This is a genomic window from Microbacterium mangrovi, assembly GCF_000802305.1.
Classification (GTDB): domain Bacteria; phylum Actinomycetota; class Actinomycetes; order Actinomycetales; family Microbacteriaceae; genus Microbacterium; species Microbacterium mangrovi.
This window is the reverse complement of sequence record NZ_JTDK01000011.1, coordinates 16258-41573: the sequence shown is the minus strand read 5'-3', so window position 1 is coordinate 41573 and position 25316 is coordinate 16258. Positions and strand designations below refer to the sequence as shown.

At 70.7% G+C, this 25316-nt stretch carries 23 protein-coding genes; 14 read left to right on the top strand and 9 right to left on the bottom strand.

Features of this window, described 5'->3' with window-relative positions; genetic code table 11:
* The first annotated feature begins 57 nt into the window (after positions 1-57).
* The 4 genes from LK09_RS12585 to LK09_RS12570 all read left to right on the top strand — a co-directional run bounded on the left by LK09_RS12585 (position 58) and on the right by LK09_RS12570 (position 5546).
* A complete protein-coding gene (locus LK09_RS12585; RefSeq protein WP_039399907.1) occupies positions 58-2094 on the top strand; it encodes a bifunctional rhamnulose-1-phosphate aldolase/short-chain dehydrogenase in 2037 nt (678 codons plus the stop codon).
* Between the two features lie 121 nt (positions 2095-2215).
* On the top strand, positions 2216-3625 hold the full coding sequence (locus tag LK09_RS12580; RefSeq protein ID WP_039399904.1) for a rhamnulokinase: 1410 nt from the start codon (positions 2216-2218) through the stop codon (positions 3623-3625).
* A 13-nt stretch (positions 3626-3638) separates the two neighbouring features.
* Positions 3639-4898: an alpha-hydroxy acid oxidase gene (locus LK09_RS12575; RefSeq protein ID WP_039399900.1), complete on the top strand. Its 1260-nt coding sequence runs from the start codon at positions 3639-3641 to the stop codon at positions 4896-4898.
* 231 nt (positions 4899-5129) lie between these two features.
* Positions 5130-5546 (top strand): nitroreductase/quinone reductase family protein, encoded by a 417-nt coding sequence (locus LK09_RS12570; protein ID WP_039399898.1) that lies wholly within the window; start codon positions 5130-5132, stop codon positions 5544-5546.
* A 15-nt stretch (positions 5547-5561) separates the two neighbouring features.
* Here the strand turns inward: LK09_RS12570 and LK09_RS12565 are convergent, their stop codons facing one another.
* Positions 5562-6476, bottom strand: a complete 915-nt coding sequence (locus LK09_RS12565) for an EamA family transporter (protein ID WP_052226730.1) — start codon at positions 6474-6476, stop codon at positions 5562-5564.
* A 308-nt stretch (positions 6477-6784) separates the two neighbouring features.
* On the opposite strand from LK09_RS12565, the gene LK09_RS12560 reads away from it, so the two are divergent.
* Positions 6785-7696: a LysR family transcriptional regulator gene (locus LK09_RS12560; protein ID WP_039399894.1), complete on the top strand. Its 912-nt coding sequence runs from the start codon at positions 6785-6787 to the stop codon at positions 7694-7696.
* Positions 7697-7716: 20 nt separating this feature from the next.
* Here the strand turns inward: LK09_RS12560 and LK09_RS12555 are convergent, their stop codons facing one another.
* From LK09_RS12555 to LK09_RS12545, 3 genes are all read right to left on the bottom strand, one after another.
* Entirely contained in the window at positions 7717-8298 is a 582-nt protein-coding gene (locus tag LK09_RS12555) for a DUF305 domain-containing protein (protein ID WP_039399892.1), read from the bottom strand.
* A gap of 206 nt (positions 8299-8504) precedes the next feature.
* Entirely contained in the window at positions 8505-9887 is a 1383-nt protein-coding gene (locus LK09_RS12550) for an MFS transporter (RefSeq protein ID WP_052226729.1), read from the bottom strand.
* 195 nt (positions 9888-10082) lie between these two features.
* On the bottom strand, positions 10083-10982 hold the full coding sequence (locus LK09_RS12545) for a phosphotransferase (protein ID WP_039399891.1): 900 nt from the start codon (positions 10980-10982) through the stop codon (positions 10083-10085).
* 550 nt (positions 10983-11532) lie between these two features.
* Here LK09_RS12545 and LK09_RS21500 point away from each other — a divergent pair.
* Positions 11533-12345, top strand: a complete 813-nt coding sequence (locus LK09_RS21500) for a hypothetical protein (RefSeq protein WP_156138781.1) — start codon at positions 11533-11535, stop codon at positions 12343-12345.
* 396 nt (positions 12346-12741) lie between these two features.
* Here the strand turns inward: LK09_RS21500 and LK09_RS21495 are convergent, their stop codons facing one another.
* Positions 12742-12912, bottom strand: a complete 171-nt coding sequence (locus LK09_RS21495) for a hypothetical protein (protein ID WP_156138779.1) — start codon at positions 12910-12912, stop codon at positions 12742-12744.
* Between the two features lie 287 nt (positions 12913-13199).
* Here LK09_RS21495 and LK09_RS12540 point away from each other — a divergent pair, with 287 nt between their 5' ends.
* Positions 13200-15134: a S53 family peptidase gene (locus tag LK09_RS12540; protein ID WP_039399889.1), complete on the top strand. Its 1935-nt coding sequence runs from the start codon at positions 13200-13202 to the stop codon at positions 15132-15134.
* Positions 15135-15192: 58 nt separating this feature from the next.
* Here the strand turns inward: LK09_RS12540 and LK09_RS12535 are convergent, their stop codons facing one another.
* Complete coding sequence (locus LK09_RS12535; protein ID WP_052226728.1) at positions 15193-16584, bottom strand: DUF2252 domain-containing protein; 1392 nt, start codon at positions 16582-16584, stop codon at positions 15193-15195.
* A gap of 111 nt (positions 16585-16695) precedes the next feature.
* Here LK09_RS12535 and LK09_RS12530 point away from each other — a divergent pair, with 111 nt between their 5' ends.
* Together LK09_RS12530 and LK09_RS12525 are read left to right on the top strand one after the other, a co-directional pair.
* Positions 16696-17205, top strand: coding sequence for a HutD family protein (locus tag LK09_RS12530; RefSeq protein WP_052226727.1), 510 nt, complete (start codon positions 16696-16698; stop codon positions 17203-17205).
* 36 nt (positions 17206-17241) lie between these two features.
* Positions 17242-19326 carry a heavy metal translocating P-type ATPase gene (locus tag LK09_RS12525; protein ID WP_039399887.1) on the top strand — a complete coding sequence of 695 codons (2085 nt, stop codon included), beginning with the start codon at positions 17242-17244 and terminating at the stop codon, positions 19324-19326.
* A gap of 96 nt (positions 19327-19422) precedes the next feature.
* Here the strand turns inward: LK09_RS12525 and LK09_RS12520 are convergent, their stop codons facing one another.
* Positions 19423-20043 carry an NADPH-dependent F420 reductase gene (locus tag LK09_RS12520; RefSeq protein ID WP_039399886.1) on the bottom strand — a complete coding sequence of 207 codons (621 nt, stop codon included), beginning with the start codon at positions 20041-20043 and terminating at the stop codon, positions 19423-19425.
* A gap of 94 nt (positions 20044-20137) precedes the next feature.
* On the opposite strand from LK09_RS12520, the gene LK09_RS12515 reads away from it, so the two are divergent.
* The 5 genes from LK09_RS12515 (at position 20138) to LK09_RS12495 (ending at position 23867) form a co-directional block, all read left to right on the top strand.
* Positions 20138-20626 (top strand): MarR family winged helix-turn-helix transcriptional regulator, encoded by a 489-nt coding sequence (locus LK09_RS12515; RefSeq protein WP_052226726.1) that lies wholly within the window; start codon positions 20138-20140, stop codon positions 20624-20626.
* On the top strand, positions 20623-21804 hold the full coding sequence (locus LK09_RS12510; RefSeq protein WP_039399885.1) for a sensor histidine kinase: 1182 nt from the start codon (positions 20623-20625) through the stop codon (positions 21802-21804). The genes LK09_RS12515 and LK09_RS12510 overlap by 4 nt, the downstream gene beginning before the upstream one ends.
* Positions 21801-22427, top strand: a complete 627-nt coding sequence (locus LK09_RS12505) for a response regulator (RefSeq protein ID WP_039399882.1) — start codon at positions 21801-21803, stop codon at positions 22425-22427. Before LK09_RS12510 ends, LK09_RS12505 begins: the two co-directional genes overlap by 4 nt.
* Before the next feature lie 58 nt (positions 22428-22485).
* Positions 22486-23088 carry a DUF4822 domain-containing protein gene (locus LK09_RS12500; RefSeq protein WP_082008244.1) on the top strand — a complete coding sequence of 201 codons (603 nt, stop codon included), beginning with the start codon at positions 22486-22488 and terminating at the stop codon, positions 23086-23088.
* A 74-nt stretch (positions 23089-23162) separates the two neighbouring features.
* On the top strand, positions 23163-23867 hold the full coding sequence (locus LK09_RS12495) for a hypothetical protein (RefSeq protein WP_039399879.1): 705 nt from the start codon (positions 23163-23165) through the stop codon (positions 23865-23867).
* Between the two features lie 102 nt (positions 23868-23969).
* Here the strand turns inward: LK09_RS12495 and LK09_RS12490 are convergent, their stop codons facing one another.
* Together LK09_RS12490 and LK09_RS12485 are read right to left on the bottom strand one after the other, a co-directional pair.
* The gene (locus LK09_RS12490; RefSeq protein WP_039399876.1) at positions 23970-24830 is read right to left on the bottom strand and encodes an alpha/beta fold hydrolase; all 861 of its coding nucleotides are present in this window, start codon (positions 24828-24830) and stop codon (positions 23970-23972) included.
* A complete protein-coding gene (locus tag LK09_RS12485) occupies positions 24827-25288 on the bottom strand; it encodes a MarR family transcriptional regulator (protein ID WP_156138777.1) in 462 nt (153 codons plus the stop codon). The genes LK09_RS12490 and LK09_RS12485 overlap by 4 nt, the downstream gene beginning before the upstream one ends.
* Positions 25289-25316: the final 28 nt, after the last annotated feature.

Sequence of the window (25316 nt, the reverse complement as noted above, 5' to 3'; positions counted from 1 at the left end):
GGCGCGGCCGAATGCAATCCAGGACAGTCGAACACCGCGACCGAAGGAACCCACACCATGACGAACGACACCGTGCGCGAACTCATCGCGCGAAGCAACCGCCTGGGTGCCGACCCGCGCAACACCAACTACGCCGGCGGCAACACGTCCGGCAAGGGCACCGAGACCGACCCGGTCACGGGCGATCCGGTCGAGCTGCTCTGGGTGAAGGGCTCCGGCGGCGACCTCGGCACCCTGACGCCCGACGGGCTCGCGGTGCTGCGCCTGGACCGCGTGCGCGCCCTGCAGGATGTCTACCCCGGCGTCGACCGCGAAGACGAGATGGTCGCGGCGTTCGACTACTGCCTGCACGGCAAGGGGGGCGCGGCTCCGTCGATCGACACCGCGATGCACGCCCTGGTGGATGCCGCAGACGTCGATCACCTGCATCCCGACTCGGGCATCGCGATCGCGACCGCGGCCGACGGCGAAGCACTCACCGCCCGGATCTTCGGCGGCCGGGTCGCGTGGGTGCCGTGGCGGCGTCCCGGCTTCCAGCTGGGCCTCGACATCGCCGCCATCAAGGCGGACAACCCCGGGGTGATCGGCGCGATCCTCGGCGGACACGGCATCACCGCGTGGGGCGACACGTCCGACGAGGCCGAGGCGAACTCGCGCTGGATCATCACGACGGCGGCCGACCACATCGCCGCGCACGGCGCCGCCGAGCCGTTCGGCGCCGTACGCTCCGGCTTCGAGGCGCTGGCCGACGACGAACGCCGCGCCCGCGCCGCCGCCCTCGCCCCCACGATCCGCGGGATCGCGTCCACCGACAAGCCGATGATCGGGCACTTCACAGACTCCCCCGCCGTGCTGGAGTTCCTGGCATCCGCCAAGGCACCCGCCCTCGCCGCGCTCGGCACGAGCTGCCCGGACCACTTCCTGCGCACCAAGGTCAAGCCCATGCTGCTCGACCTGCCGGCATCCGCCACCGCCGAGCAGCAGATCACCCGCCTGCAGGAGTTGCACGCCGAGTACCGCGCCGACTACACCGCCTACTACGACGCGCACGCGACACCCGAGAGCCCCGCCATGCGCGGCGCGGACCCGCTCATCGTGCTCGTCCCCGGCGTCGGCATGTTCAGCTTCGGGGCGAACAAGCAGACCGCCCGCGTCGCCGGCGAGTTCTACGTGAACGCGATCAACGTGATGCGCGGCGCCGAGGCACTGTCGACCTACAGCCCCATCTCGGATGCGGAGAAGTTCCGGATCGAGTACTGGGCGCTCGAGGAGGCCAAGCTCCAGCGGATGCCGAAGCCGAAGACGCACCAGGGACGCATCGCGTTCGTCACCGGCGCGGCATCCGGAATCGGCAAGGCCATCGCGACGCGCCTCGCGAAGGAGGGCGCGTGCGTGGTCGTCGCCGACCTCGACCTCGAAAAGGCCCAGGCCGTCGCCGCCGAGCTCGGCAGCACCGACATCGCGATCGGCGTCGCCGCGAACGTGGCGGATGCCGCGGGGGTCCAGGCCGCGATCGACGCCACCGTGCTCGCCTTCGGCGGCATCGACCTCGTGGTCAACAACGCCGGGCTGTCCCTCTCGAAGCCGCTGCTGGAGACCACCGAGAAGGACTGGGACCTGCAGCACGACGTCATGGCGAAGGGCTCGTTCCTGGTGTCGAAGGCCGCGGCATCCGCCCTCATCGCGCAGAAGCTGGGCGGCGACATCATCTACATCTCGTCGAAGAACAGCGTGTTCGCCGGCCCGAACAACATCGCCTACTCGGCCACGAAGGCCGACCAGGCCCACCAGGTGCGACTGCTCGCCGTCGAGCTCGGCGAGCACGGCGTGCGGGTCAACGGCATCAACCCCGACGGGGTGGTGCGCGGGTCGGGCATCTTCGCGTCCGGCTGGGGCGCCAACCGGGCCGCCACCTACGGGGTGAACGAGGAGGACCTCGGCCAGTTCTACGCCAACCGCACGATCCTCAAGCGCGAGGTCGTGCCGGAGAACGTGGCGGATGCCGTGTTCGTGCTCACCGGCCCCGAGCTGAGCCGCACGACGGGTCTGCACATTCCGGTCGATTCCGGCGTCGCCGCCGCGTTCCTGCGATGAGCGGGCACACGATGCGTTTCGTCCCGGGCGCGCTCCGCGCGTCCTCGCGGGGCGACCGGGGGGCCGCGGACCCCTCGGACGCCCCGCGAGCGAAGCGAGACGAAACGCACGGAGCCCGGCAATGAGTGCCGGCGCCGTCGCGGCGATCGACCTCGGTGCGACGAGCGGCCGCGTCATCGTCGGACGCGTCGGCCCGGACACCCTCGCCGCCGAACAGGTCGCACGGTTCCCGAACACGCCCGTTCAGGTCGGGTCGGGGCTGCACTGGGACATCCTGTCGCTCTACGGCGCCGCGACCGCCGGACTTCGCGAGGCGTTCCGCACGCAACCGGCGATCGCGAGCATCGGTGTCGACTCGTGGGCCGTGGACTACGCGCTGCTGCGCGACGGCCGCCTGCTCGGAGACCCGTTCCACTACCGCGACGAGCGAACCGCCCGCGGCGTCGCCCGCGTGCACGAGCGGATGCCGCACGCGGAGCTGTTCGCACGCAACGGCCTGCAGTTCCTGCCGTTCAACACGCTGTACCAGTACGCGGCCGAGCCGGCCGATCTGCTCGCGTTCGCCGACACCTCGCTGCTGGTGCCGGACCTGATCGGGTTCTGGCTCACCGGCCGGGCCCGGGCCGAGGCCACCAACGCGTCGACGACCGGACTCCTCCGGGGCGGAGACTGGGACGACGAGCTCGTCGCCGCCCTCGGCATCCCCCGTGGCATCCTCCCCGAACTGATCCACCCCGGCGAGCAGCTCGGCGAGCTCACCGCCGGTGTGGCCGACCTCCTCGGCGCATCCCGCGTCCCGGTGATCGCGGTGGGGTCGCACGACACGGCCTCCGCGGTCGTCGCCGTGCCGATGCACCCCGAGTCCGCGGCGTACGTCTCGTGCGGCACGTGGGGCCTCGTCGGCGTCGAGGTGGAGCATCCCGTGCTCACCCCCGACGCGCTGGCTGCGAACTTCACCAACGAGGGCGGCGTCGACGGCCGCACCCGGCTGTTGCGCAACGTCATGGGGCTCTGGATCCTCAGCGAAACGGTGCGGTGGTGGGAGCGCGACGGCACCCGGATCGATCTTCCGGCGCTGCTGGATGCCGCCGAAGACGTCACCGGCGACGTGGTCGTGTTCGATGTCAACGACCCGCGGTTCCTGCCGCCGGGCGACATGCCCGCGCGGATCGCCGCCTGGTGCGACGAGCACGGGATGCCGGCCCCGCGCACCCGGGCGGAGTTCGCCCGCAGCATCGTCGAGTCCCTCGCGCAGGCGTTCGCGGATGCCGCCGCCACGGCCGGGCACCTCGGCGGTGTCGACGTGCGCAGCATCCACATCGTCGGCGGCGGCTCCCTCAACGAACTGCTCTGTCAGCGCACCGCGGATCGGTCGGGACTGCCCGTGCTCGCCGGTCCTGTCGAGGCCACCGCCCTCGGCAATATCCTCGTTCAAGGCCGTACCGAAGGGCTCGTCTCGGGTTCGCTCGAGGCGCTGCGCGACCTCGTCGCGCGCACCCATCGCCCCCGGCTCCACCGGCCCCGCACCTAGAAGGTCCTCCGCCATGGTCAAGCGTCAGATCCCCAACCCCGTCGAGCTGCTGGAGTACATGCAGTTCCAGAAGCCCGACCTGCACTTCAAGCGCCGCCGTCTCGAGAAGGCCCTCACGATCGAGGACCTGCGCCGGATCGCGAAGCGCCGCACCCCGACGGCGGCGTTCGACTACACCGACGGCGCGGCCGAGCAGGAGCTGTCGATCGCCCGGGCCCGGCAAGCGTTCGAGGACGTCGAGTTCCACCCCGACATCCTGCGTCCGGCGGCGTCGGTGGACACGTCGTGCGAGATCCTCGGCGGGCCGTCCGCGCTGCCGTTCGGGATCGCGCCGACCGGATTCACGCGGCTGATGCAGACCGAGGGTGAGATCGCGGGCGCGGGAGCCGCCGCGGCGGCCGGCATCCCGTTCTCGCTGTCCACGCTCGGAACGACCTCGATCGAGGACGTGAAGGCGACGAACCCGCACGGGCGGAACTGGTTTCAGCTGTACGTCATGCGCGACCGGGACATCTCGTACGGGCTCGTGGAGCGCGCCGCCAAGGCGGGATTCGACACGCTGCTGTTCACCGTGGACACCCCCGTCGCCGGGGCGCGGCTGCGCGACAAGCGCAACGGGTTCTCCATCCCGCCGCAGCTGACGCTCGGCACGGTGATCGACGCGCTACCACGGCCATGGTGGTGGTACGACTTCCTCACCACCCCGAAGCTGGAGTTCGCGTCGCTGGCGACCACCGGCGGCACCGTCGGCGAGCTGCTGGATGCCGCGATGGACCCCACCATCAGCTACGACGACCTGGCGATCATCCGGGAGATGTGGCCGGGCAAGATCGTGGTCAAGGGCGTGCAGAACGTGCCCGACTCGGTCAAGCTGGCCGGGCTGGGGGTGGACGGCATCGTGCTGTCCAACCACGGCGGCCGCCAGCTCGACCGCGCCCCCGTCCCGTTCCGGCTGCTGCCGGACGTCGTCCGCGAAGTCGGCGACGACACCGCGGTGATGGTCGACACCGGCATCATGCACGGGGCCGACATCGTGGCATCCGTCGCCCTCGGCGCGAGGTTCACGCTGATCGGCCGCGCCTACCTGTACGGGCTCATGGCCGGCGGACGGGAGGGCGTGGACCGCACCATCCAGATCCTGCGCACCGAGATCGAACGCACCATGAAACTCCTCGGCGTGTCGTCTCTCGCCGAACTCGAACCCCGCCACGTCACCCAGCTCACCCGCCTCACCCCGGTGCCGCGCACGGACGGCGCCGACCTCCCCGCCTGACCCGCTCGGCCGTGCGGCCCCGCCCGACCCGGCCGGACGCCGCACCGCCTGTGTTCCGCTGTCCTGTTTTGCGCGTCGCCGTGCGATTCAGGACGGCGGAACAAAGTCGACGTGAGCTCGGCTGTCCTGAATTGCACGATGGGCTGCGATTCAGGACAGCGGAACGCGGCGCGGCGAGGCAAGGAGCGCGGAACGGGCGCCGGCGGTCTCGGACTGTGCTGAACTGAGAGCATGAGCAGCCACGGCGATTGGAACCAGGGGGTCATCGACGAGTTCCGCAGCAACAACGGAACCGTCTCGCACGGATTCGGGAGGGCTCTGGTGCTCCTGCACCACGTCGGCGCGAAGTCCGGCGTCGAACGGGTGTCGCCGGTCATGGGCATCCGCGACGACGAGGACACCTGGTTCATCGCCGCGTCCAAGGGCGGCGCGCCGGACAACCCCGGCTGGTACCACAACCTCCTCGCCCATCCCGAGACGACGATCGAGACGCCTGACGACGGCGTCGTGCGGGTGCGTGCGGTCGAGCTCAAGGGCGCCGAGCGGGATGCCGCGTGGGCACGCTTCAAGGCGCGCAGCGACGGCTTCCGCCAGTACGAGGAGCGCACCGCCCGCGTCATCCCGGTGCTCGCCCTGCACCGGTCCTGATCGGCGCGGGCGGTTTCAGACCGGCAGCGTCTCGCGCTCCGGAGACACCTCGGGCGTGCCCGTGTCGCGCCCGGGCTGCGGCTTCTGGGTGAGGACCGAGACCGCGGAGGCCGCCGTCACCACGAGCATCGCGGCGACGTGGGGCCAGGTGAGGCCCTGGCCGAGGAGCAGGAATCCGGCGACCCCGGCGATCACCGGTTCGAGGCTGAGCAGCACCCCGAAGACCCGCGGGGTGAGGCGCTGCATGGCGGCGAACTCCAGCGAGTAGGGCACCAGCGACGACAGCACGGCCATGCCGAGCAGCGGCAGCAGCTTCACCGGGTCGGCCGCCAATGCGGGCAGCTGGCCGACGCCGAACGGCAGCACGATGAACGAGCCCACCAGCATCCCGATCGGCAGCGCGCCCTGCCCGGGAACCCGCTCGCCGACGTGCTTGCCGGCGAGGATGTAGGCGGCCCAGAATGCGGCCGCGATGAGGGCGAAGAGGATGCCGAGGGGGTCGAGTCCGGCTCCGGTGCTGACGCCGTCGAGGCCGAGGTACGCGATCGCGATCCCGGCGGCACCGACGCACACGAAATCGAGCGGCCGGCGCGACAGGACCGCGGCGAGCACGAGGGGGCCGGCGAACTCGATGGTCACGGCGATCCCCAGCGGGATGCGGGCGATCGACGCGTAGAAGAAGCCGTTCATCCCCGCCAGCGTCAGCCCGAAGACGACGACCGCGAACCACTGCCGGCGGGTCCAGGCGCGCACCCGCGGACGGTGGACGGCCAGCAGCAGGAGCCCTGCGAACAGGAGCCGCAGCCAGGTCACCAGGCCCGGACCGAAGTGGGCCATGAGGGGGGTCGCGATCGCCGCGCCGAACTGCAGCGACGTGCAGGATCCGATCACCATGAGAACGGCGATCGGAGAGCGGGACGACGAGGACATGGTTCTATGCTCGCGGATGAAGATCGGCCAGTCCAGCGAAGCCTTTCGATCTATATTGGTAAGCGGGGTTGATGGGTTGGGCTTCGACAGGCTCAGCCCGCACGAACACGCGCAACACGCGCCCTGAGCCTGTCGAAGGGCAGGACCCCCGCACGAACACGCGCCCTGAGCCTGTGGAAGGGCAGGACCACCGCACGAACACGCGCCCTGAGCCTGTCGAAGGGCAAGACCCCCGCACGAACACGCGCCCTGAGCCTGTCGAAGGGCAAGACCACCGCAGCTCAGCCCGCACGAACGGAAGGACGGCGATGCTGAACCTGCACCGCCTGGCCGTGCTGCTCGAGGTGGAGCAGCACGGAACCCTCGCCGCGGCCGCCCGCGCCCTCTCGTACAGCCCGTCCGCGGTGTCTCAGCAGCTCACCCAGCTCGAACGCGAGGTCGGCGTGGCCCTCACCGAGCCGGTGGGTCGGGGCATCCAGCTCACCGACGCGGCACGCGTGCTGATCGCCCACGCTCGCGGCGCGATCGCCCAGCTCGAACAGGCCGAGGCGGAACTCGCCGCGATGCGCGGCGAGCTCGCCGGACGCCTCCGCGTGGCGGCGTTCCAGACCGGCCTGCTGTCGCTGCTGCCGGGGGCCCTGGCCACGCTCGAGCGGGAACATCCGCAGCTGCGGATCGACGTGGCCCAGCGTGAAGCGGCGGATGCCACCTCGGGGCTGCTCGCCGGAGCGTTCGACATCGTGCTCGGCGAGGAGTACCCCGGAGGCGCACTGCGCCCCAACGACCGGCTCGACCGCGTCGATCTCGGCGACGACGACCTGTTCCTGGCGCTGCCGCGCACTGGTCCGTGGAGTTCCGCCCGCCGCGTCGAAGACCTCGCCGACGCGCTCTGGGCTCTCGATCCGGCGCTGACGCCCCCGGGACGCTGGGTGCGCGAGGTATGCCGCACCAAGGGTTTCGAACCCGACGTCAGCTTCGACGGCATCGACCTCCTGATGCAGGTGCACATGGTGCGCACCGGCCAGGCGGTCGCAGCGCTGCCGGGTCTGCTCGGCACCGAGCGGATGCAGGATGTCCGGCTCGTGCAGTTTCCCGGGTCGCCGCAGCGCACCCTGTTCACCCTCGCCCGCAGTGCCGCGGCGGGGCATCCCGCCGTCGTCGCCTTTCGCGCCGCGCTGGCCGACGCCTTCGCCGCGCACGACCGGCCGCAGCCGGAGTGAGACGCAGCCGCCTCTGAGCGTCAGCCGCCGGCGAGCAGCCGCTTCATCTCGGCGATCTCGGCCTTCTGCGCAGCGACGATCTGCCCGGCGAGGGCGAGTGCGGCCTTGTTGCGTCCGTTCTTCTGCTCGGCCTCGGCCATGGTGATGGCCCCCTGGTGGTGGGCGATCATCTGCGTCAGGTACAGGCGGGATGCCGCCTGGCCGTCGGCCTTGGCGAGCGCGGCCATGTCGGCGTCCGACATCGTGGCCTTCTTCGAGCCGTGATCCATGCCGGACATGCTCGAGGACGCGTCGACGCCCCACTCCTTCAACCAGCCGTTCATGCGCTGGATCTCCGGGGTCTGCGAGGCCTTCACGCGCTTGGCGAGGGCCGAGACCTCCGGGTCGACGCCGGACTTCGCGAGCAGGGTGTCGCTCATCTCGATCGCCTGCTCGTGGTGCGGAATCATCATCGTCGCGAACATCTCGTCGGCGGCGGTCACCGGCGCCGAGGCGGAGACGGTCACGGACGGCGTGGCGGCATCGGTCGTCGTGCATCCGGTGAGCAGCGCGACGGCGACGATCGGGGCTGCGACGAGCGTGAGCGTGCGGGTCTTGAGCATGGCGTCCTCCGGCTTGTCGGCGGCTCCGCGTCCCGTCGCTGGTCCCTTGCACCTCGTCCGGACGCGGAGCCGCTCGGACCAACGTGCCAGCTCGGTGGACCGCTCGAGGCGCATTTTCGCCTCTTTGAGTGCTCAGAAGCCCGTTTTGAGTGGTGTTCCGGGTTTTCTGTGCAACGGGGTTGCGGTGCCCCGTCACGCGGGGGCGATCACGCGGTGGAGTGCCGAACGGTTTCGCTGCCCATCTTCTTGGCGTCCTGCACGACGCGCGCGCCGGTCTCGGTGAGACGCTTCTGCGCGGTCTCGGGCGCCCAGATCACCGAGATGAGCCCGCCGAAGAACGAGACCGCGGCCAGGGCCAGCAGGACGGGTGCGAGGCCGAAGGCCGCGAAGCCGACCGGCACGAGGAACGTCGCGATCGCGGCGCCGATCCGGGAGACCCCGGACGCGAGGCCGAGACCCGACGTGCGCACCGAGGTGGGGAACACCTCGAGCGGGTACACGCCGCACAGGATGCTCATGATCCCGTAGAAGAACAGGTACCCGAAGAAGCAGATCACGTTCACGAACACGGGGAGGCCCAGCAGGTCGCCGAACGCGACCACGGTGAGCGCGATGCCGCACACGAACATGGGAACGATCAGCAGCGGCCGACGGCCGACCTTGTCGATGAGGTACCAGCCGAGGCCGGCACCGAGCAACGCGATCATGGTGCCCAGCAGCGCGCCGACCACGGCGTTCTCGATGCCGAGCGTGCTCAGCACCTCCGACTGGAAGAACGTCAGGGCGAAGTAGGGCATCACGATGCACACCCAGAACAGCGACGCGAAGGCGGTGCGCCCGATGTAGGCGCGGCTGAACAGCAGTCGCCACTGGGTCTTGGTCTCGGGTTCCTGGAGGTACCCCTCAGCCGCCGGGTCGACGCCGACCTCGGCGAACACCTTCCGGGCGTCCTCCACGCGTCCCTTGCCGAGCAGCCACCGCGGCGACTCCGGAAGCCCGTGACGCAGCAGCAGGATGACGCCGGCGGGGATCGCCGAGCTCGCCAGCACGAAGCGCCAGGCATCCGGAACGAGGCTCAGCACGACGAAGCCGACGAAGAACGCGACGACGTACCCGACGTTCCAGAGGATCTCCAGCACCGCCAGGTACCGCCCGCGGTTGTGCGCCGGCGCGAATTCGCCCAGGAGCGGCGACCCGATCGCGTAGTCGCCGCCGATCACGACGCCCAGCACCACCCCGAGCCCGATCATCTGCCACGCCTCGGTGACGAAGAGCATCGAGAGGGATGCCACGAGGAAGATGCACAGGTCGATGATGAACATCGGCTTGCGGCCCACCCGGTCGGTCAGATAGCCCAGCAGCGGCCCGCCGACCATGGTTCCGACGAGGGTGGATGCCGAGATGAGACCCAGCGTCTGCGGCGACAGTCCCAGCTCGCGGCTGAATGCGGTCCCCGCGATGACCGCGGCGATGGTGGCGAACACGAACCCGTCCAGGAACATCCCGCCGCCGGTGGCGACGGTCAGCCGCCTCAGGAAGGAGGGATTGGGCTCATTGTGAAGCCGCTCTCGGGGTTCGTTCTGCGTCATGTTCACACTCGTCTCGATGTCGTCCTCATGGTCCGCCGGGGTGTGGTCCGGGCGCGCCGTGACGGGCGCGCCGACACCGGCGGACCTTTCTACCCAACCCTGTGACCGGGCATTTTTCATCTTTGACGGGATGCAAGTCGAGGTGTATTCGTGCGCGCGCGTTGCTCCGCGGACTGAGAAGCAGGTGACCGGGCGCTACAGGCAGAGCTCAGGCGCCGCCAGCACGCGGTCGATCGTGGAGCGACCGAGGGCGCTCATTCCGGGGTTGCTGTCGGCGTAGTACCAGACCAGACCGAGCGCCTGCAGCAGTGCCCAGGCCGCTCCGCGCCGCCACTGCACATCACCGGCGCCGACGTGCGCGCGGAGGATGCCGCGCGGCCCGGCGTCCAGGGTGTGCCAGGCGACGACCAGATCGAGCGCCGGGTCGGCCGGCCCGAATCCGCCGGTGTCGAGGATGCCGGCGAGCCGGTCGCCGTGCAGCAGCAGGTTGCCCGGGATGAGGTCCCCGTGCGACATGACGTCAGGCTCGTCGCGGGCGGTGGTGCGCAGCTCCGCCCAGGCGCTGCGCAGCCGCTCGACGGGCAGCATCCCCGCGCTCTGCGCGAGGCAGTGCTCCATCCAGTCGTCATGGGCCGTCAGCTCGCCGCCGCGTCCCGTTCCGGAGAAGCGCCGGCCGCGCACGTCGGCCGCCCGCAGCCGCACGAGCAGCTCCGCGACATCCGCCGCGAAAGGCCAGGATCCCGCCACAGACGTGGGCCCGGCCACCTCGCCCTCGACCCAGGTCTGCACCGACCACGGCAGCGGGAAGCCGGGCCCGGGTTCGCCGACACCGGCCAGGAGCGGTGCCGGGACGGTGCTCAACGCGGCGAACTCCGCCATCGCAGCTCGCTCGGCGCGCAGGCGGCGTCGCACGGCTCCGGCATCCTCCTCGCGCATCGGAAAACGCGCGGTGTGGTGCGTGCCGATCCGGTAGACGTAGCTGGTGGTCGCCGCCGTCGCGAGCGGAACGACCGGCTCACCGGCCCACTTGGGGAACTGCTCGTGCACCAGCCGGCGCGCCACCGCGGGGTCGAGCGGGATCTGATCGGCGTGCATCCCTCCAGCAAACCAGCACGGGCATCCGTCGCGCGCCCTTGCTCGCCGAGACATGGTCGCGCCGCCGAGACGAGCCCCGCGCAGCCCTGTCTCGTCGGCGGGGCCATGGCTCGTGAAGATCCGGGTCGCATGGCACACCCGCCCTGCACGAAAAGCACCGAGGTACTACTCAAAAATCGCGATCGGCTACTCAAAACCGCCGAATCGGCCTCCGCCCAGGCCCGCCCCCGACGAGCCTGGGCTCGGACGGACGAGGCATCCTGCCTCGGCTCGTTGCCCCTCGAATGGAGTTCATCTTGAACGAAGCAACTCAGGCGCCGCAGGATGTCGCCGCAACCCTCGAAGCCTCGACGTGAGAAACCTCATGACCCGAGGGCGACATGCGCTGGTTACCACAGGCTCGTTGGCGGTCGCTGCGCTGGTGGTTTCGTTTGCTTCGCCCGCCATGGCGGCCGATACAAGCACGGACCTGCCGACGACTCCTGACCAGGTGGCAACACAGTCAGTGCAGGCTGCGCACGTGGCGGGAGCCGCTATCGATGCAGTAACCGTGACCAAGACCGCCAAGGGATTGACGGCTGAAACTGGTGAGGCAACAGCACCAACTTCGGTGAGTGGTGACATCTCGGTGCCCGGGCCAGGGGCAGCGACAAAGCCGTACACGTTCTCGCTGCCGGACGAGGTGACCGCAGGAAGCGCAGCGCAGGCGACGGATGACACGATCGTTTACGGGGCGTCGAAAGCAACGGACACGTCTCTTGCAGTTCGCCTGGGCAATGGAGTGCTTCAGCAGGTCATCACGATCAAGGACGCGGCGGCATCTCACGCCTACACGTTCCATGTGGATAGCCGGTTGACGCCTAGCCCGAGCACCGACGGCGACGTCATGCTGACCTCGAAGGGCGAGGCTGGAGCAGCTTCGGCTCTAAACGCTTCAGTCGCGAAGGCATGGGCTCTGGACGCGAATGCCAAGCCGGTGCCGACGCACTACGAAGTTCGGCAGGGCTCAATCGTTCAGGTGATCGACTTCACCGCCGATACCGCGTTTCCCGTCACTGCCGACCCAACATACTGGTACTGGTGGGGGGAACGGATCGTCTCCACGTGGTCTCAGACGAAGCAGATCAAAGCCTTCGCAGACGCCGGTAACTACGGCTACGCGCCTTGGTTCTGCGGCATTTTTGGGATTGCAGCTGGAGCTGCGTGCGGGCTTGTGATGACGGCTGGTATCAACGCGATATCGAACCAGGCAAGATATGGCGTAGCTCACGGCAAGTGTCTCTATGAGGACGTTCCGTTCGTCGGTGCACCGAGGGTGTACACCGGGACTTGCCCGGGCACCAGCGGAGGTGGGGGAGTCTGATGGAGAGAAGTAGGTGGGTGACCAGCGCTTTCCTGTGGGTTGTTGCCGGTGCGGTGCTGTACGGATTTCAGATCCTGCTAGAGGTACCACTGGCAACTGCCCTATTCGCGGCGTCCGGCTTCGCTGCCGTTGGGTTCCTCGTTGATGGTTGGCGCCGTTGGCGTCGGGAGCGCCATTCACATCACACTCGGTAGCGTCCTTCGCTTGGGGCTGCATGTTCGACGGGCTCAGCCCGCGCGACCGGGCACCTGGGCTTCGACAGGCTCAGCCCGCACGAACGCCCCGCACTCGCGACGCAATCCGGACGACCGGACGATTCACGGCTGAGCGGTGCGCAGTCATGAGGAAGCAGTCGAAGCGCGGGCCGTGGCTCGGCCCTTGGGATGGCCCACAGCATCACCGGCCGCCGGTCATGAGCACGAACGCGCCGCCGGTCACCTTCTGGATCGCGGTCGCGGTCATCGGGCTCAGTTCATCACTCGCCGTCACATACCTGCCGCGCCCCGCGAGCTGGATCGTGGCGCTAGCGGTCAGTGTCGCGATCGGATACGCGACCTCCTGCGTCATCCGCTTCCTTGAGAAGCGACGCGAAAGCAGAGCGCCCGCACCGCCTGGAGACGATTCGCGGGAATAGGCGATGTCGCTCGAACCTCGGATGCGGCCGGCGGCTGCGGCGGGCGCGGGCGACGTCCTGGGCTTCGACAGGCTCAGCCCGCGCGAACGTCGCGACGCAATCCGGACAACCGGACGTTTCTCGGCATCCCACTCTGTTCAAACTTGTTGACGTGGGTTTAGCATCGTCGTCGCGGCCGTCGGCGCCCGCCGAGACCGAAATCGAAGTCTGGAGATCCCGGATGCGCAAACCTGTCCTCGGTGTGTCGATCGCGGTCATCGCGACCGTCGCCGCCGCCCTCGGAGGGGCCGGCGCGGCCAACGCCGCCGCCCCCACGAAGTCGCCGATTCCCAACTCCTCCCCCGGATGGCTCGCCCACGGCGCGGGCGTCACGAAGGGCGCCGCCGCTGCCACCACCGGTGCAGTGAACGCCCGCGTGTACCTCGCCCCCAGCGGCGGACTCGCCGCGCTGCAGGCGTACGCCACCGCCGTGTCGACACCGGGCAGCGCCCAGTACCGGCACTTCCTGACCCCGGCCCAGTACCACGCGAAGTTCGACGCGACCGCCTCGACGGTCGGCGCCGTGACCAGCTGGCTGAAGGCCGCCGGGCTCAAGACGGCGGTCGAGGCAAACCACCGCTACGTGGACGTCACGGGCGGCGTGGGAGCGGCGAACAAGGCGTTCGGCGTCACCCTGACCAAGTACACGCACGACGGCATCAGCGTGCAGGCCCCCAGCGGACCCGCCTACACGCCGGCATCCCTCGCGGGCTCCGTGATCGCCATCACCGGCCTCGACACCACCCCGTCGACCGTGTCGCCGAAGACGCAGAAGCCGGCACCGCCGAGCGCGGGCTACCGCAACGCGCCCGTGTGCGGCCTGACCTACGGCGCGGCGACTCCGCAGAACCTGCCCGCTCCGGACGGCACGAACCTGCCGAAGTTCATGGGCAACGACCTCCCCTACACGCCGTGCGGCTACACCGGACCCCAGCTGCGCAACGCCTACGAGTCCGGAGTCACGGGAGGCCTCGACGGCAGCGGCGTGACCGTCGCGATCACCGACGCCTACGCGTCGCCGACGGTGCTGGCGGATGCCAACGCCTACGCGAAGCAGACCGGCGACCCGCAGTTCGCGAACGGCCAGTATTCGGAGAGCCTGCCGAACGCGTACGTGCACGTGAACGCCTCCAACGGCAAGCCGCAGTGCGACATGGCCGGCTGGTACGGCGAGGAGACGCTCGACGTCGAGGCCGTGCACGCCATGGCTCCGGGTGCGAACATCCGCTACTACGCGGGCAAGAGCTGCAACGACAAGGACCTGCTCGACACGTTCGCCCGCATCAACGACGAGAACCGTGCACAGATCGTCACGAACTCGTGGGGCGGGGCCGGCGACGTCGTCAAGCCCGCGCTGCTGCTCGAATACCAGACCCTGTTCCTGCAGGGCGCCACGCAGGGCATCAGCTACCTGTTCTCCAGCGGCGACGACGGGGACGAGAACGCGCGTCTCGGCTCCCCGCAGACCGACTACCCGGCATCCGACCCGTTCGTGACCGCCGTGGGCGGCACGTCCACCGCGATCACGGCGGACGGGATCATCGGCGAGACCGGCTGGCAGACCTCGAAGTACCTGCTCAAGGACGGCGCCTGGACGCTCAACACGAGCTTCCTGTACGGCGGCGGCGGCGGCTACTCGTCGAACATTCCCGAGCCGCAGTACCAGAAGGATGCCGGCATCCAGAGCCCGAACGGCGGACGCGCGGTGCCCGACGTCTCGATGGATGCCGACCCGACGACGGGCATGCTGATCGGGCAGACGCAGACGTTCAACGGCGTGGCCTCGTACGGCACGTTCCGCATCGGCGGCACGAGCCTCGCCTCACCGCTGTTCGCCGGCGTCACGGCCGTCAAGATCCAGGCCGGCGGCGGCCATGGGCTGGGCCTCCTCAACCCGGGCATCTACTCGACGAAGGGCGCCGGATTCCACGACGTGACCGGCGACATGCCCGACGCCGGCGCGATCCGCGTCGACTTCACCAATGGCCTGGACGCCTCGGGCGGGTACACCTACTCGGTGCGCACGTTCAACGGCGCCGAGACCACCCTCAAGGTGGGAACCGGCTGGGACCCCTCCACCGGCTGGGGCAGCGCCCGCGCCGGCTGGATCCAGTAACGAGCACTCCAGCGACGAGGGGGCCCGGCGCACGCCGGGCCCCCTCTGTCGTGTCCGGTCAGGGGGTTTCGATCTGCGCGAACGCCCCGTCGCGGGCGGCCTCGAGGAACACCGCGTAGTCGGTCTCGGCCTGGTTCGCGTACTGGTGGGCCCACTCGGTCACGGCACGGAGGAACGAGTCGCCGTTGCCCATGTAGCCGGCCGCGAAGCCCGCCTTGGGCGAGCGCGCGTGCGCCCGGGCGAGCACCGTCGCGCACGAGGCGACGTAGTCTTCGAACTGCGGCAGGTTCATGTCCGAGATCTCGAACGACGCGTTGCGGTTGCGGAACAGGCGCATGTAGAAGCTGAAGCCCTCGACGGCGAGGTAGCCGAGCATCTGGTCGGACACCGCCTGCAGGATTCGCTGGCATCCGACGACGCGGTACCCGTGCTGGCCGTCCGCGAGCGCCTGGTCGAGATAGCCCTGGGTGCCGCGGCGCCCGCCGAACTCCTGCAGGACGGATGCCGTGGCCTCCTTGAGCTGAAGGATGAGGATGTCGCCGCTGGCGTCGCCGAGCGCGATGATGAAGCAGCGCGTGCCGACGCTGCCGACGCCGACCACGCGGCGCGCGGCATCCAGAACCGTGTACTGCGACAGCCAGAGCGCGACGTGCGGGGGGAGGCTCGCCCGGTAGTCCTCGAACACCTGGCCGACGAACTGGCGCGCCTCCGGCTCGAGGCGGCTCAGCACAGGGGACCTCTCGATGAACTGCAGGGTGCCGTCGGGTCCGCGTTCGAGGGTGCGCTTGGCGACGCGTTCGCTGGTGCGCTTGGCGGACTCCTTGAGCACCGTCTTGATCATCAGCTCGGTGTCGGGGCTGAGCTTGCGTCGGTCGGTCACGCTCGTCACGGTCGTGAAACGGGCGTACAGCGAGCGCTGCAGCGCCTCGTCGAGGGCCTCCCGGTAGTGGGATGCCGCGAGCTGCGTCGCCCCGCGCACCTTGTCTGCCGGCATCCCGAGCGCACGGCCGGCCAGCACGGCGCTGGCGAGGAGGCGCTTGAGGTCCCACTCCCAGGGGCCGACGAACCCCTCGTCGAAGTCGTTGACGTCGAACACCATCGAGCCTTCGGGCGAGCGGTACATGCCGAAGTTCGCGATGTGCGCGTCACCGCAGAGCACGACGTCCGCGCCCGAGCTGACGCTCGCGGCGAGGTCTCCGGCTTGGATCGCCGCGGTTCCACGGTAGAACGCGAACGGGTCGGCGCTCATCCGCTCGACGCGCAGCGGAACCAGCCACGCGAGGCGCTGTTCGTGCTGGCGGCGCAGCACGCCGACCGGGTCGCGGTGTGCCGGGGCGGTGTACTCCGCCTGAGCCGAACGCGGCACCACGGACCGCGCGGCGCGGCCCTGTTCGTACAGCTCCCCCGCGATGCGGGCCGCGTCCCCGCCGAACGTCGTCTTCTTCGCCATGCCGGTCCTCCCCAGTGTGTCTGAGCCGATCTCACCAGAAGATCCACCCTGTGACAATCCTCTGTCGCCGCGAGTCGGGCCCGCGGCGCGGCCGCGGCCTACGCTCGAGGCATGAGCGGCTGGAGCATCCTGAAGCAGATCGACGATATTCCACCGGTGCCGTGGGCGAACGGCGCCGGCACCACCCGGGAGCTCATCGGGTACGCCGAGTCGGCGACCCTCGGCCTCGACGTGGCGCCGTGGCGGCTCAGCGTCGCACTGCTCGAACGACCGGGCGGGTTCTCACCGCTCCCGGGGATCGACCGGACGTTCCTCCTTGTCGGCGGGGATGCCGCCCTCTCGGTCGACGGCGCGCTGCACAGGCTCACGCACGGCGACGTGCTGCAGTTCACCGGCGACCAGGAGGTCGTCCTCGAGTCGGTGACTCGCGGCTGCCACGCGGTGAACCTGATGGTGGAGCGGGAGGGGGAGCCCCCGCGCCTGGTTCACGGCCCGGATCCGGATGCCCGATTCGCGGTGGCGCTGGCATCCACCCGGGAGATGGCGGTGTTCGATCTGCTCGTTCCGGCATCCGGACCCGGGATGCCCCTGCCACCGGATCTCGCCTCGATCGTTCCGTAGGGGAATACCCCAGGGGGGTATACGGTTGGGCACATCATGACCGATCCGCACGCACACCACCACGGGTCCGCCGGCGTCGACGAGCACACCGGAACGGACCACGCCGACCACACGATGCACGCCGAACACGGAGGGCACGGAGGGCACGGCGATCACGTCGCGCAGTTCCGGCGCCTGTTCTGGATCAACCTCGTCATCGCGATCCCGGTGGTCGTGCTGTCGCCGATGTTCGCGATGCTCCTCGGCTACCCGGTGCCGTCGTGGGCGACGTGGATCGCCCCCGTCCTCGGAACCGTCATGTACGTCTGGGGCGGCCGGCCGTTCCTGAGCGGCGCAGTCGGTGAACTGCGGGCGCGGCGACCCGGCATGATGCTGCTGATCGGACTGGCCATCACCGTCGCGTTCGTCGCGTCCTGGGGTGCGACGCTCGGCATCCTGCACCACGAACTCGAGTTCTGGTGGGAGCTGGCCCTGCTGATCGTGATCATGCTGCTCGGCCACTGGATCGAGATGCGCTCGCTCGCGCAGACCACGTCCGCGCTGGACTCGCTGGCCGCGCTGCTGCCGGACGAGGCGGAGCGGGTCGAGGGCGACCGGATCGTGTCCGTCTCTCCGGCCGACCTCCGCGTCGGCGACGTCGTCGTGGTGCGGCCCGGCGGCAGCGTGCCCGCCGACGGCCGGATCGTCGACGGGCGAGCGGACCTCGACGAGTCGATGGTCACGGGCGAATCCCGGCCGGTCTCGCGCGGGGTCGGCGACACCGTGACGGCCGGCACGGTCGCCACGGATTCCGGCCTGCGGATCGAAGTCACCGCCGCCGGCGACGACACCTCGCTCGCCGGCATCCAGCGGCTGGTCGCCGACGCGCAGAACTCCACGTCGCGCGCCCAGCGCATCGCCGACCGCGCCGCCGGGCTGCTGTTCTGGTTCGCGCTCGGTGCCGCCGTGATCACCGCCGTCGTGTGGACCGCGTTCGGGATGCCGGACGACGCCGTCGTGCGCACGATCACCGTTCTGGTGATCGCGTGCCCGCATGCGCTGGGCCTGGCGATCCCGCTGGTCGTCTCGATCGCGACCGAGCGCGCCGCGCGCGGCGGGGTCCTGGTCAAGGACCGCCTGGCGCTGGAGAGCATGCGCACCGTCGACGTCGTCGTCTTCGACAAGACAGGCACGCTCACCAAGGGTGAGCCCACCGTCATCGCGATCGAACCGGTCGGCGGCCGCACCGCCGACGAGGTGCTGGTCCTCGCCGCCGCCGCGGAGGGCGCCAGCGAGCACCCGCTCGCCGCCGCCATCGTGCGCGCCGCCGAGGCTCGCGGGCTCGCCGTGCCCGCCGCATCCGGATTCTCGTCCTCGCCCGCCGTGGGCGTGACCGCGACGGTCCGCGGGCACGAGGTCCGCGTGGGCGGGCCGCGCCTGCTCGAGGAGCTGGCAGCATCCGAGATTCCGGATGCCGACTCCTGGCGCGCCGAGGGCGCGATCATCCTCCACGTCGCGATCGACGGCCGCATCGCGGGCGGGCTGAAGCTCGCCGATGAGATCCGGCCGGAGTCGCGGGACGCCGTGGACGCCTTGCACCGGCTCGGCATCGAAGTCGTGATGATCACCGGGGATGCCCCGGCGGTCGCGAACGCGGTCGGCGCCGAGCTCGGCATCGACCGGGTCATCGCGGGCGTCCGGCCGGAGGACAAGTCGGCCCGCGTGGCCGCGCTGCAGCAGGAGGGCCGCAAGGTCGCGATGGTCGGCGACGGCGTCAACGACGCCCCCGCCCTCGCCCAGGCCGACGTGGGGATCGCCATCGGCGCCGGAACGGATGTCGCGATCGCGTCGGCGGGGGTCATCCTGGCCGGCTCCGACCCGCGCTCGGTGCTGTCGGTCATCCAGCTGTCGCGCGCCGCGTATCGCAAGATGAAGCAGAACCTGTGGTGGGCCGCCGGCTACAACCTGATCTCCGTTCCGCTGGCCGCCGGCATCCTGGCACCCATCGGGTTCGTCATGCCGATGTCGGTCGGAGCGATCCTGATGTCGCTGTCGACGGTGGTCGTCGCCCTGAACGCGCAGCTGCTGCGCCGTCTCGACCTTCGTCCGGAGGCGAGCATCCGGCAGGTGCTCGGCCGCTAGGTGTACTGCGCCGGCCGGCGTCGGCCCGCCCCTCGTTCAGGTGCCAACTTCTCGGGCTCCACCCCGCAGAAGTTGGCACCCGAACACGAAGCGGGGTCAGGCGACGACGGCGAAGCCGCCGGTCCAGGCGACCTGCTCGCGCACCGCGAGCACCATCTGCAGGAAGCCCATCGCCTCGAGTTCGCGCGCGCGCTTGAGCGCGCCGGCGTCGGCGACCGACAGCCCGCCCGCCTCGACGACCGCGCGCAGCTGCGCCTTGGCGTCGTCGTCGTCTCCGGCGATCACGACGCGCGTGGGGACGTCCCCGAGCTCACCGCTGGCGAGCGTCGCGGCGAAGTTCGTGTTGAAGGCCTTGACCAAGCGCGATGCCGGCAGCAGCGCGGCGAGCTCGGCCGAGGCGGAGCTGTCCGCGGGCACGACCAGTCCGTCGAAGGTCGCGAAGTCGACCGGGTTGCTGATGTCGACGACCACCTTGCCGGCGAGCTGCGCGGCGTGCGTGCGCGCGATCTCGGCGAGTGCCGGATACGGCACGGCGAGAACGACGATGTCGCCCGTGATCGGGCTGTTCTCGGTGGCGAAGACGCCGCCGACCTGCGCCGCGACCTGCTCGGCGTGCTCGCTGCGGCCGACGATCTGCACCTCGGCGCCGCCGCGCGCGGCGATTGCGGCGATCGCCGCGCCCATGTTTCCGGCTCCGATGACGGTGACCTTGCTCATGTCGTCTCACTCTCCTCGAATGTTGTTGTAGAGGCAACTATCTGATCCAACAAGTTGTCGCGGAAACTATTCCCCTCCTGCGAGAATGTGTCGCATGTCGTTCCAGGTACCCCGGATGGACCCCCTCGAATCGCGGGCCTGGCTCGCCATCGTCGACACCGCCGAGCTGCTGCCGGCAGCCCTGGACGCCCAGCTTCAGGCCGACGCGGGGCTGACCCACTTCGAGTACATGACCCTCACCGCCCTCCGGCTGAGCGGACCGATGCGGATGACGCAGCTCGCCGAGACGACCAACTCGACGCGCGCCCGGCTGTCGAAGGTGGTCTCCCGGCTCGCGGATCGCGGCCTGGTCGAGCGACGCACCGGCGCAGCGGACGGGCGCGCGGTGTCGGTGGCGCTCACCGCCGACGGACGCCGGGCCGTGGTGCGGGCGACCCCCGCGCACATCGAACGCGTGCGCGAACTCGTCATCGACCGCCTCTCGCGCGAGCAGCTCGACGCCGTCGCGACCGCCCTCGAGCCCGTCGTCGCCGCCCTCGACCCACACCACCGGTTCGGGCCTGCCAGGACGGATGCCCCATGACCGCCCAACCCGCTCGCAATCGCCTCCCGGCGATGGACCTCGCGGTGGACATCGGGTTCGGCATCCTGCTGCTGGTCTCCGCCGGGCGCTACTTCACCCGGCATCCGCTCGACGGCGAGGGCGTCGCCGTGCTCGTGCTCGCGATCGGGTCCGGGGTGAGCTACGCGATCGCCGTCCTGGGCCTCGATGCCGAGCGCCCGCGCTCCGACCGCGTGGTGACCCGGCAGGGCGTCGGGGTGCTCGTCGCCACGGCGTTCTGGGTGCCGCTGACGATCATCGCGCCCTCGTTCGCGTGGTGCGCGTTCGCACTGTTCTTCGCCGTGCACCGGGTGCTGCGCGGCCCGATCGCCTACGTGGTCTCCAGCATCGTGGTGGTCGCCGTCAGCGTGGGGCTGCTGCTCGTGTCCTCGGGAACCGACCCCGGCCTCGTGCTCGGCCCGTTCTTCGGCGGTCTCGTCCTGTCGGCCGCCTACGCGGCGCTGGACCGGGCGATCTCGTCGCAGCACGGCCTCATCGCGGAGCTGCTCACGACCCGCGAGCAGCTCGCGCGGTCCGAACGGGACGCCGGCGCCCTCGCCGAACGCAACCGGGTCGCCGGCGAGCTGCACGACACCGTCGTGCAGCGGACTGCGAGCGCGCTGCTGCTGCTCGAAGCCGACGACCAGCGTCCGGGCGGGTCGTCCGCGACTGTCGCCGAGGCCCGCGAGGGACTGCGTGATGCACTGGTCGAGACCCGTCGGCTGCTGCACGGAATGGTCGACGCGGGCCCTGCGGCCGAATCGCTGGCAGCGGTGCTCGCCTCGCAGGCGGCCGCCTCGGGGGCCGGTTTCACGACCGACGGCGTGGCACGCCCGGTGGATCCGGCGGTGGCGCAGGCGCTGCAACGCGTCACCCAGGAGGCGCTGATCAACGCGCGCAAGCACGCCGCAGCCGAGAACGTCCGCGTCACGCTGACGTACTTTCCGGATGCCGTGGGCGTCGACATCGCCGACGACGGACGCGGCATCCCCGGGCCCGGCGACGGCACGGAGGATGCCGCACCCGACGGCTTCGGCATCCGTGCGATGACCTGGCGCGTGCAGAGCCTGGGCGGCGACCTGACGATCGAGTCGCGGCCCGACGGAGGCACCGTCGTGGCAGCCCGGGTGCCGGCATCCCCCGGGGAGGCGCCCGGATGATCCGCATCCTGCTGGTGGACGACCACCCGGTGCTGCGGCACGGGGTGGTCGCGCTCCTCGGCACCCAGCCCGACCTCGTGGTCGTCGCCGAAGCGGGGACCGCAGCCGAGGCGGCATCCCGGGCCGCGGCCGTCCGGCCCGACATCGCCCTGGTCGACCTCGACCTCGGAGCGGACGCACCGGGCGGATTCGACGCGACGCGGGGCATCCTGCGCGCGCATCCGGCTGCCCGGGTGCTGATCTTCACGGCGTACGACTCGGATGCCGACATCGTGCGCGCGCTGGATGCCGGGGCGGTCGGATACCTGGTGAAGGACAGCCGTCCCGCCGAGCTGTTCGCCGCGATCCGCTCCGCCGCAGCCGGCGACTCGGCGCTGGGCGGACGCATCGGCGAGCGGCTCCTGGACCGCCGCGACAACCCGGACGACACGCTCACCGCGCGGGAGCTCGAGGTGCTCACCCTCGCGGCATCCGGCCTGTCGAACCGCGACCTGGCGGCGCGCCTCCTGGTCAGCGAGGCGACGGTGAAGACCCACCTGCATCACGCGTTCCTGAAGCTCGGCGCCGACAATCGGCAGGCTGCGATCGCGGTCGCGGTCAAGCGCGGACTCATCCGGCTCTGAGGCAGGTTCAATCGATCGGTTGAGGTCCGGCGGGACACGGGTTCCTAGCGTGGAAGACATGAACTTCACCAGCTCCGTCTCCCGCCGTGCGGTCATCGCCGCGTCGTCCCTCGCCCTCGCCGCCGTCGGCGTGCTGCCCGCCACCGCGGCCTTCGCCGCACCGGCATCCGCCTCGGCATCCGCCTCGGTGAAGGCGCAGACCCCGTCGGACGTGCTCGCATCCACCCCGTGGAAGACGACCTCCGCCGTCGACCAGAACGGCGATCGCGTCGCCCTCGACGACCCGGCCGTGGCGAGCTTCGTCGGCTGGGCGTACTTCAGCGCCGATGGCACGTTCACGATGTACAACCTGAACGACACCCCGAAGATGCACGGCGACTGGACGGTCGCACCCGACGGCTCGTCGCGGTGGATCGCCGCGAAGGATGCCGCCGGCACCGTCCTGTTCACCCGCGTGGTGCCGATCGTCGAGCTCGACAAGCACACGTTCACGTACCGCGTGTTCCCGAACGCGGCCGACACCGGGGTGTTCTACGACATCGTGCACACGCCGACGAACCACGTCGAGCCGGGCACCGGCGGCAACGGCCCCGGCGCGCACGGAACCCCGGGAGGTCAGGGCAACGGCGGGTACCACTTCAACAACGGCAACCAGCACTGACGACACGGAGCCCGGTTGCCGCCGCACCGCGCGGGAGCCGGGCTTCGTCGCGCCGGCGAAGCTAGTCTGCAGGGATGCTGACGATCACGCAGTCGCGCCAGCTCTCGGTGCTGGTGGCGCTGCGCGATGCCACCGGCGACAAGACCCGCACCCCCGTTCCGGAGTCGGCGGTCGCGGCGCTGTTGGATCACGAGATCGACTTCGACGGGTCGGTCTCCGATGAAGTCGACGACCTCCAGGCGCAGGGCTTCGCGCTGATCGCGGGTCGCTCGCCGGGCGACCGCGAGGTCGAGATGACCGCCCACGGCAAGATCAAGGCCGAGGAGTTCGACCGGATGCGCGCCCGTGGAACGACCCGGCCCTCCCCGCCCGCGAGGCCCGAGCCGGCATCCCGCTCGCTCGCCCCGGCAGACCCCGCGACCCCCGCTCAGGACGCCCCGGAGCCGCCTCCCCTCCACGCCGCGTTGCGCCGAGCCGCGGAGCCGGATGCGGGCACTCCGGAGAATCGGAGTGCGCCGGCATCCGCGGGCTGGCGGGCGCAGGCCCATGCGGTGCTGGATGCCGCGGCGCAGGCGATCTCGCAGCTTCCGCCCGACGCTGAGTCCGTCGTGCGCTGTCTCGTGGAGGATGCAAGGACCGCCGTGTCGGCCGGCTCGGCGCCGCGCACCCGCCGGGCGCTCACGGCCCTCGGCGGCTACCTGGCCGATCCGGCATCCGGCGCGCTCGGCAACGTGCTCGCCGCCCAGATGCTCGCCCTGGCCCCGACCCTCCCGGCCTGACCGGGGACGGATGGCGCGTACGGATGGCCGCCTGGCGGCCGGATGCCGCCGGCATCGACCGGCATCCGCACAGATCGCCGCCATCCATCCGTACCCGGGTCTCTAGCCCAGGGACGCCAGGACCTCAGCAGTCTGCGCGAACAGGAGGCTGTGGCCGCCGGGGACGAAGTGCGGCGTGGCATCCGGAAGGCGCGCCACCATCGCGCGGCCGGCGGCGGGCTTGACGTTGGCATCCTCCTCGCCGTGCCACCAGTCGACCGGTGCCTGGACGTCTTCGACGGCGAATCCCCACGGCGAGCAGATCATGCGCGCCTCTGCCGTCGTCCCCGCCGGTCCGCGCCGGAATCCGTCCGCGGTGGCCTCGAGGGCCGCGCGCATCCGCTCCGGATTCGTCCGGGCGAATTCCGCGTCGGGCGAATCGCCGCGCGAGACGAGCGCGAGCGTGCGGTCGATGCCCGCCGCGCTGCGCGGCGTCCCCGACTGCATGATCGTCCCGAACATCCGCGGGGCGCGCAGTGCCAGGCCGTAGTAGAAGCGGGAAGTGCGCGACATGTCGGCGGCATCCCGGAACCACCCCTCGCTGTACGGACCCGACCCCGCACAGACGACCGTCGCCGACACGCGCTGCGGCACGCCGTGCGCCACGGCGAGCGCGAACGCGCCTCCGGCCGAGTGGCCGAGCAGCGCCACGCGGTCCAGCTGCAGTCCGTCGAGCAGCTGGGCGACATCGGCCGGCCAGTCGGCGAGCCGCCGCGCCGGTGCGAGATCGGAGCGGCCCAGCCCGGGGCGATCCAGCGCGATCAGGCGGATGCCGGCGTCCCGCACCGCGTCGTCGAGCGGCCGGCCCGCCAGCCCGGACGACGACGAGCCCGGCAGGAACAGCACGGGACGCCCGGCGGGGTCGCCGAACTCGTACCAGGCCAGCGTGCGGCCGTCGGTCAGCGTCGTCTGCTGCTCGCTCATCGTGTCGCCTGCTCGGCCCGCCAGTCGTCGAGCAGGGCCGGAAGCCGTGCGGCGAGATAGGCGTTGAGGGATGCCGTCTGCTCCAGCAGCATCCGCTGCTCGGTGTTCTGCTCGGCCACCAGGGCGAGTCCGGACTGTGCGATCTCGGCCGCCTCGAGGTAGGCGGTGGGATCGAACCCGCGGGCCTCGTCGAACACGATGCTCACGCGGTCGGCCCGCTCCCCCGCCGTGCGGGTGCGGCGGACCAGTCCGCGCGCTTCGAGCACCTTGATCCCGCCGACGATCGCGCTGCGGCTGGCGCGCAGGGCGGCGGCGAGCTCGTCGATGGCCTGCGCCGGCGGGTCGCAGACGTACAGATAGCCCGCGATGCGGCCGGTGATCGGGGCCACGCGGTAGCGGGATGCCCACACCCCGGCCACCCGGTCGGCGTACGCCACGCGGTCTTCGAACGTCGTCATGCCGCCGAGCATACGCTCGAAATGACTG

Coding starts and splice junctions, on each gene's coding strand:
- LK09_RS12500 (WP_082008244.1), top strand. CDS start 22,486: ATGAACTTCACCAGCTCCGTCTCCCGCCGTGCGGTCATCGCCGCGTCG.
- LK09_RS12505 (WP_039399882.1), top strand. CDS start 21,801: ATGATCCGCATCCTGCTGGTGGACGACCACCCGGTGCTGCGGCACGGG.
- LK09_RS12555 (WP_039399892.1), bottom strand. CDS start 8,298: ATGCTCAAGACCCGCACGCTCACGCTCGTCGCAGCCCCGATCGTCGCC.
- LK09_RS12565 (WP_052226730.1), bottom strand. CDS start 6,476: ATGTCCTCGTCGTCCCGCTCTCCGATCGCCGTTCTCATGGTGATCGGA.
- LK09_RS12580 (WP_039399904.1), top strand. CDS start 2,216: ATGAGTGCCGGCGCCGTCGCGGCGATCGACCTCGGTGCGACGAGCGGC.
- LK09_RS12545 (WP_039399891.1), bottom strand. CDS start 10,982: ATGCACGCCGATCAGATCCCGCTCGACCCCGCGGTGGCGCGCCGGCTG.
- LK09_RS12530 (WP_052226727.1), top strand. CDS start 16,696: ATGAGCGGCTGGAGCATCCTGAAGCAGATCGACGATATTCCACCGGTG.
- LK09_RS12575 (WP_039399900.1), top strand. CDS start 3,639: ATGGTCAAGCGTCAGATCCCCAACCCCGTCGAGCTGCTGGAGTACATG.
- LK09_RS12560 (WP_039399894.1), top strand. CDS start 6,785: ATGCTGAACCTGCACCGCCTGGCCGTGCTGCTCGAGGTGGAGCAGCAC.
- LK09_RS12495 (WP_039399879.1), top strand. CDS start 23,163: ATGCTGACGATCACGCAGTCGCGCCAGCTCTCGGTGCTGGTGGCGCTG.
- LK09_RS12515 (WP_052226726.1), top strand. CDS start 20,138: ATGTCGTTCCAGGTACCCCGGATGGACCCCCTCGAATCGCGGGCCTGG.
- LK09_RS12535 (WP_052226728.1), bottom strand. CDS start 16,584: ATGGCGAAGAAGACGACGTTCGGCGGGGACGCGGCCCGCATCGCGGGG.
- LK09_RS12525 (WP_039399887.1), top strand. CDS start 17,242: ATGACCGATCCGCACGCACACCACCACGGGTCCGCCGGCGTCGACGAG.
- LK09_RS12510 (WP_039399885.1), top strand. CDS start 20,623: ATGACCGCCCAACCCGCTCGCAATCGCCTCCCGGCGATGGACCTCGCG.
- LK09_RS21495 (WP_156138779.1), bottom strand. CDS start 12,912: ATGACGCAGGAGGTCGCGTATCCGATCGCGACACTGACCGCTAGCGCC.
- LK09_RS12540 (WP_039399889.1), top strand. CDS start 13,200: ATGCGCAAACCTGTCCTCGGTGTGTCGATCGCGGTCATCGCGACCGTC.
- LK09_RS12520 (WP_039399886.1), bottom strand. CDS start 20,043: ATGAGCAAGGTCACCGTCATCGGAGCCGGAAACATGGGCGCGGCGATC.
- LK09_RS12490 (WP_039399876.1), bottom strand. CDS start 24,830: ATGAGCGAGCAGCAGACGACGCTGACCGACGGCCGCACGCTGGCCTGG.
- LK09_RS12570 (WP_039399898.1), top strand. CDS start 5,130: ATGAGCAGCCACGGCGATTGGAACCAGGGGGTCATCGACGAGTTCCGC.
- LK09_RS12550 (WP_052226729.1), bottom strand. CDS start 9,887: ATGACGCAGAACGAACCCCGAGAGCGGCTTCACAATGAGCCCAATCCC.
- LK09_RS12485 (WP_156138777.1), bottom strand. CDS start 25,288: ATGACGACGTTCGAAGACCGCGTGGCGTACGCCGACCGGGTGGCCGGG.
- LK09_RS12585 (WP_039399907.1), top strand. CDS start 58: ATGACGAACGACACCGTGCGCGAACTCATCGCGCGAAGCAACCGCCTG.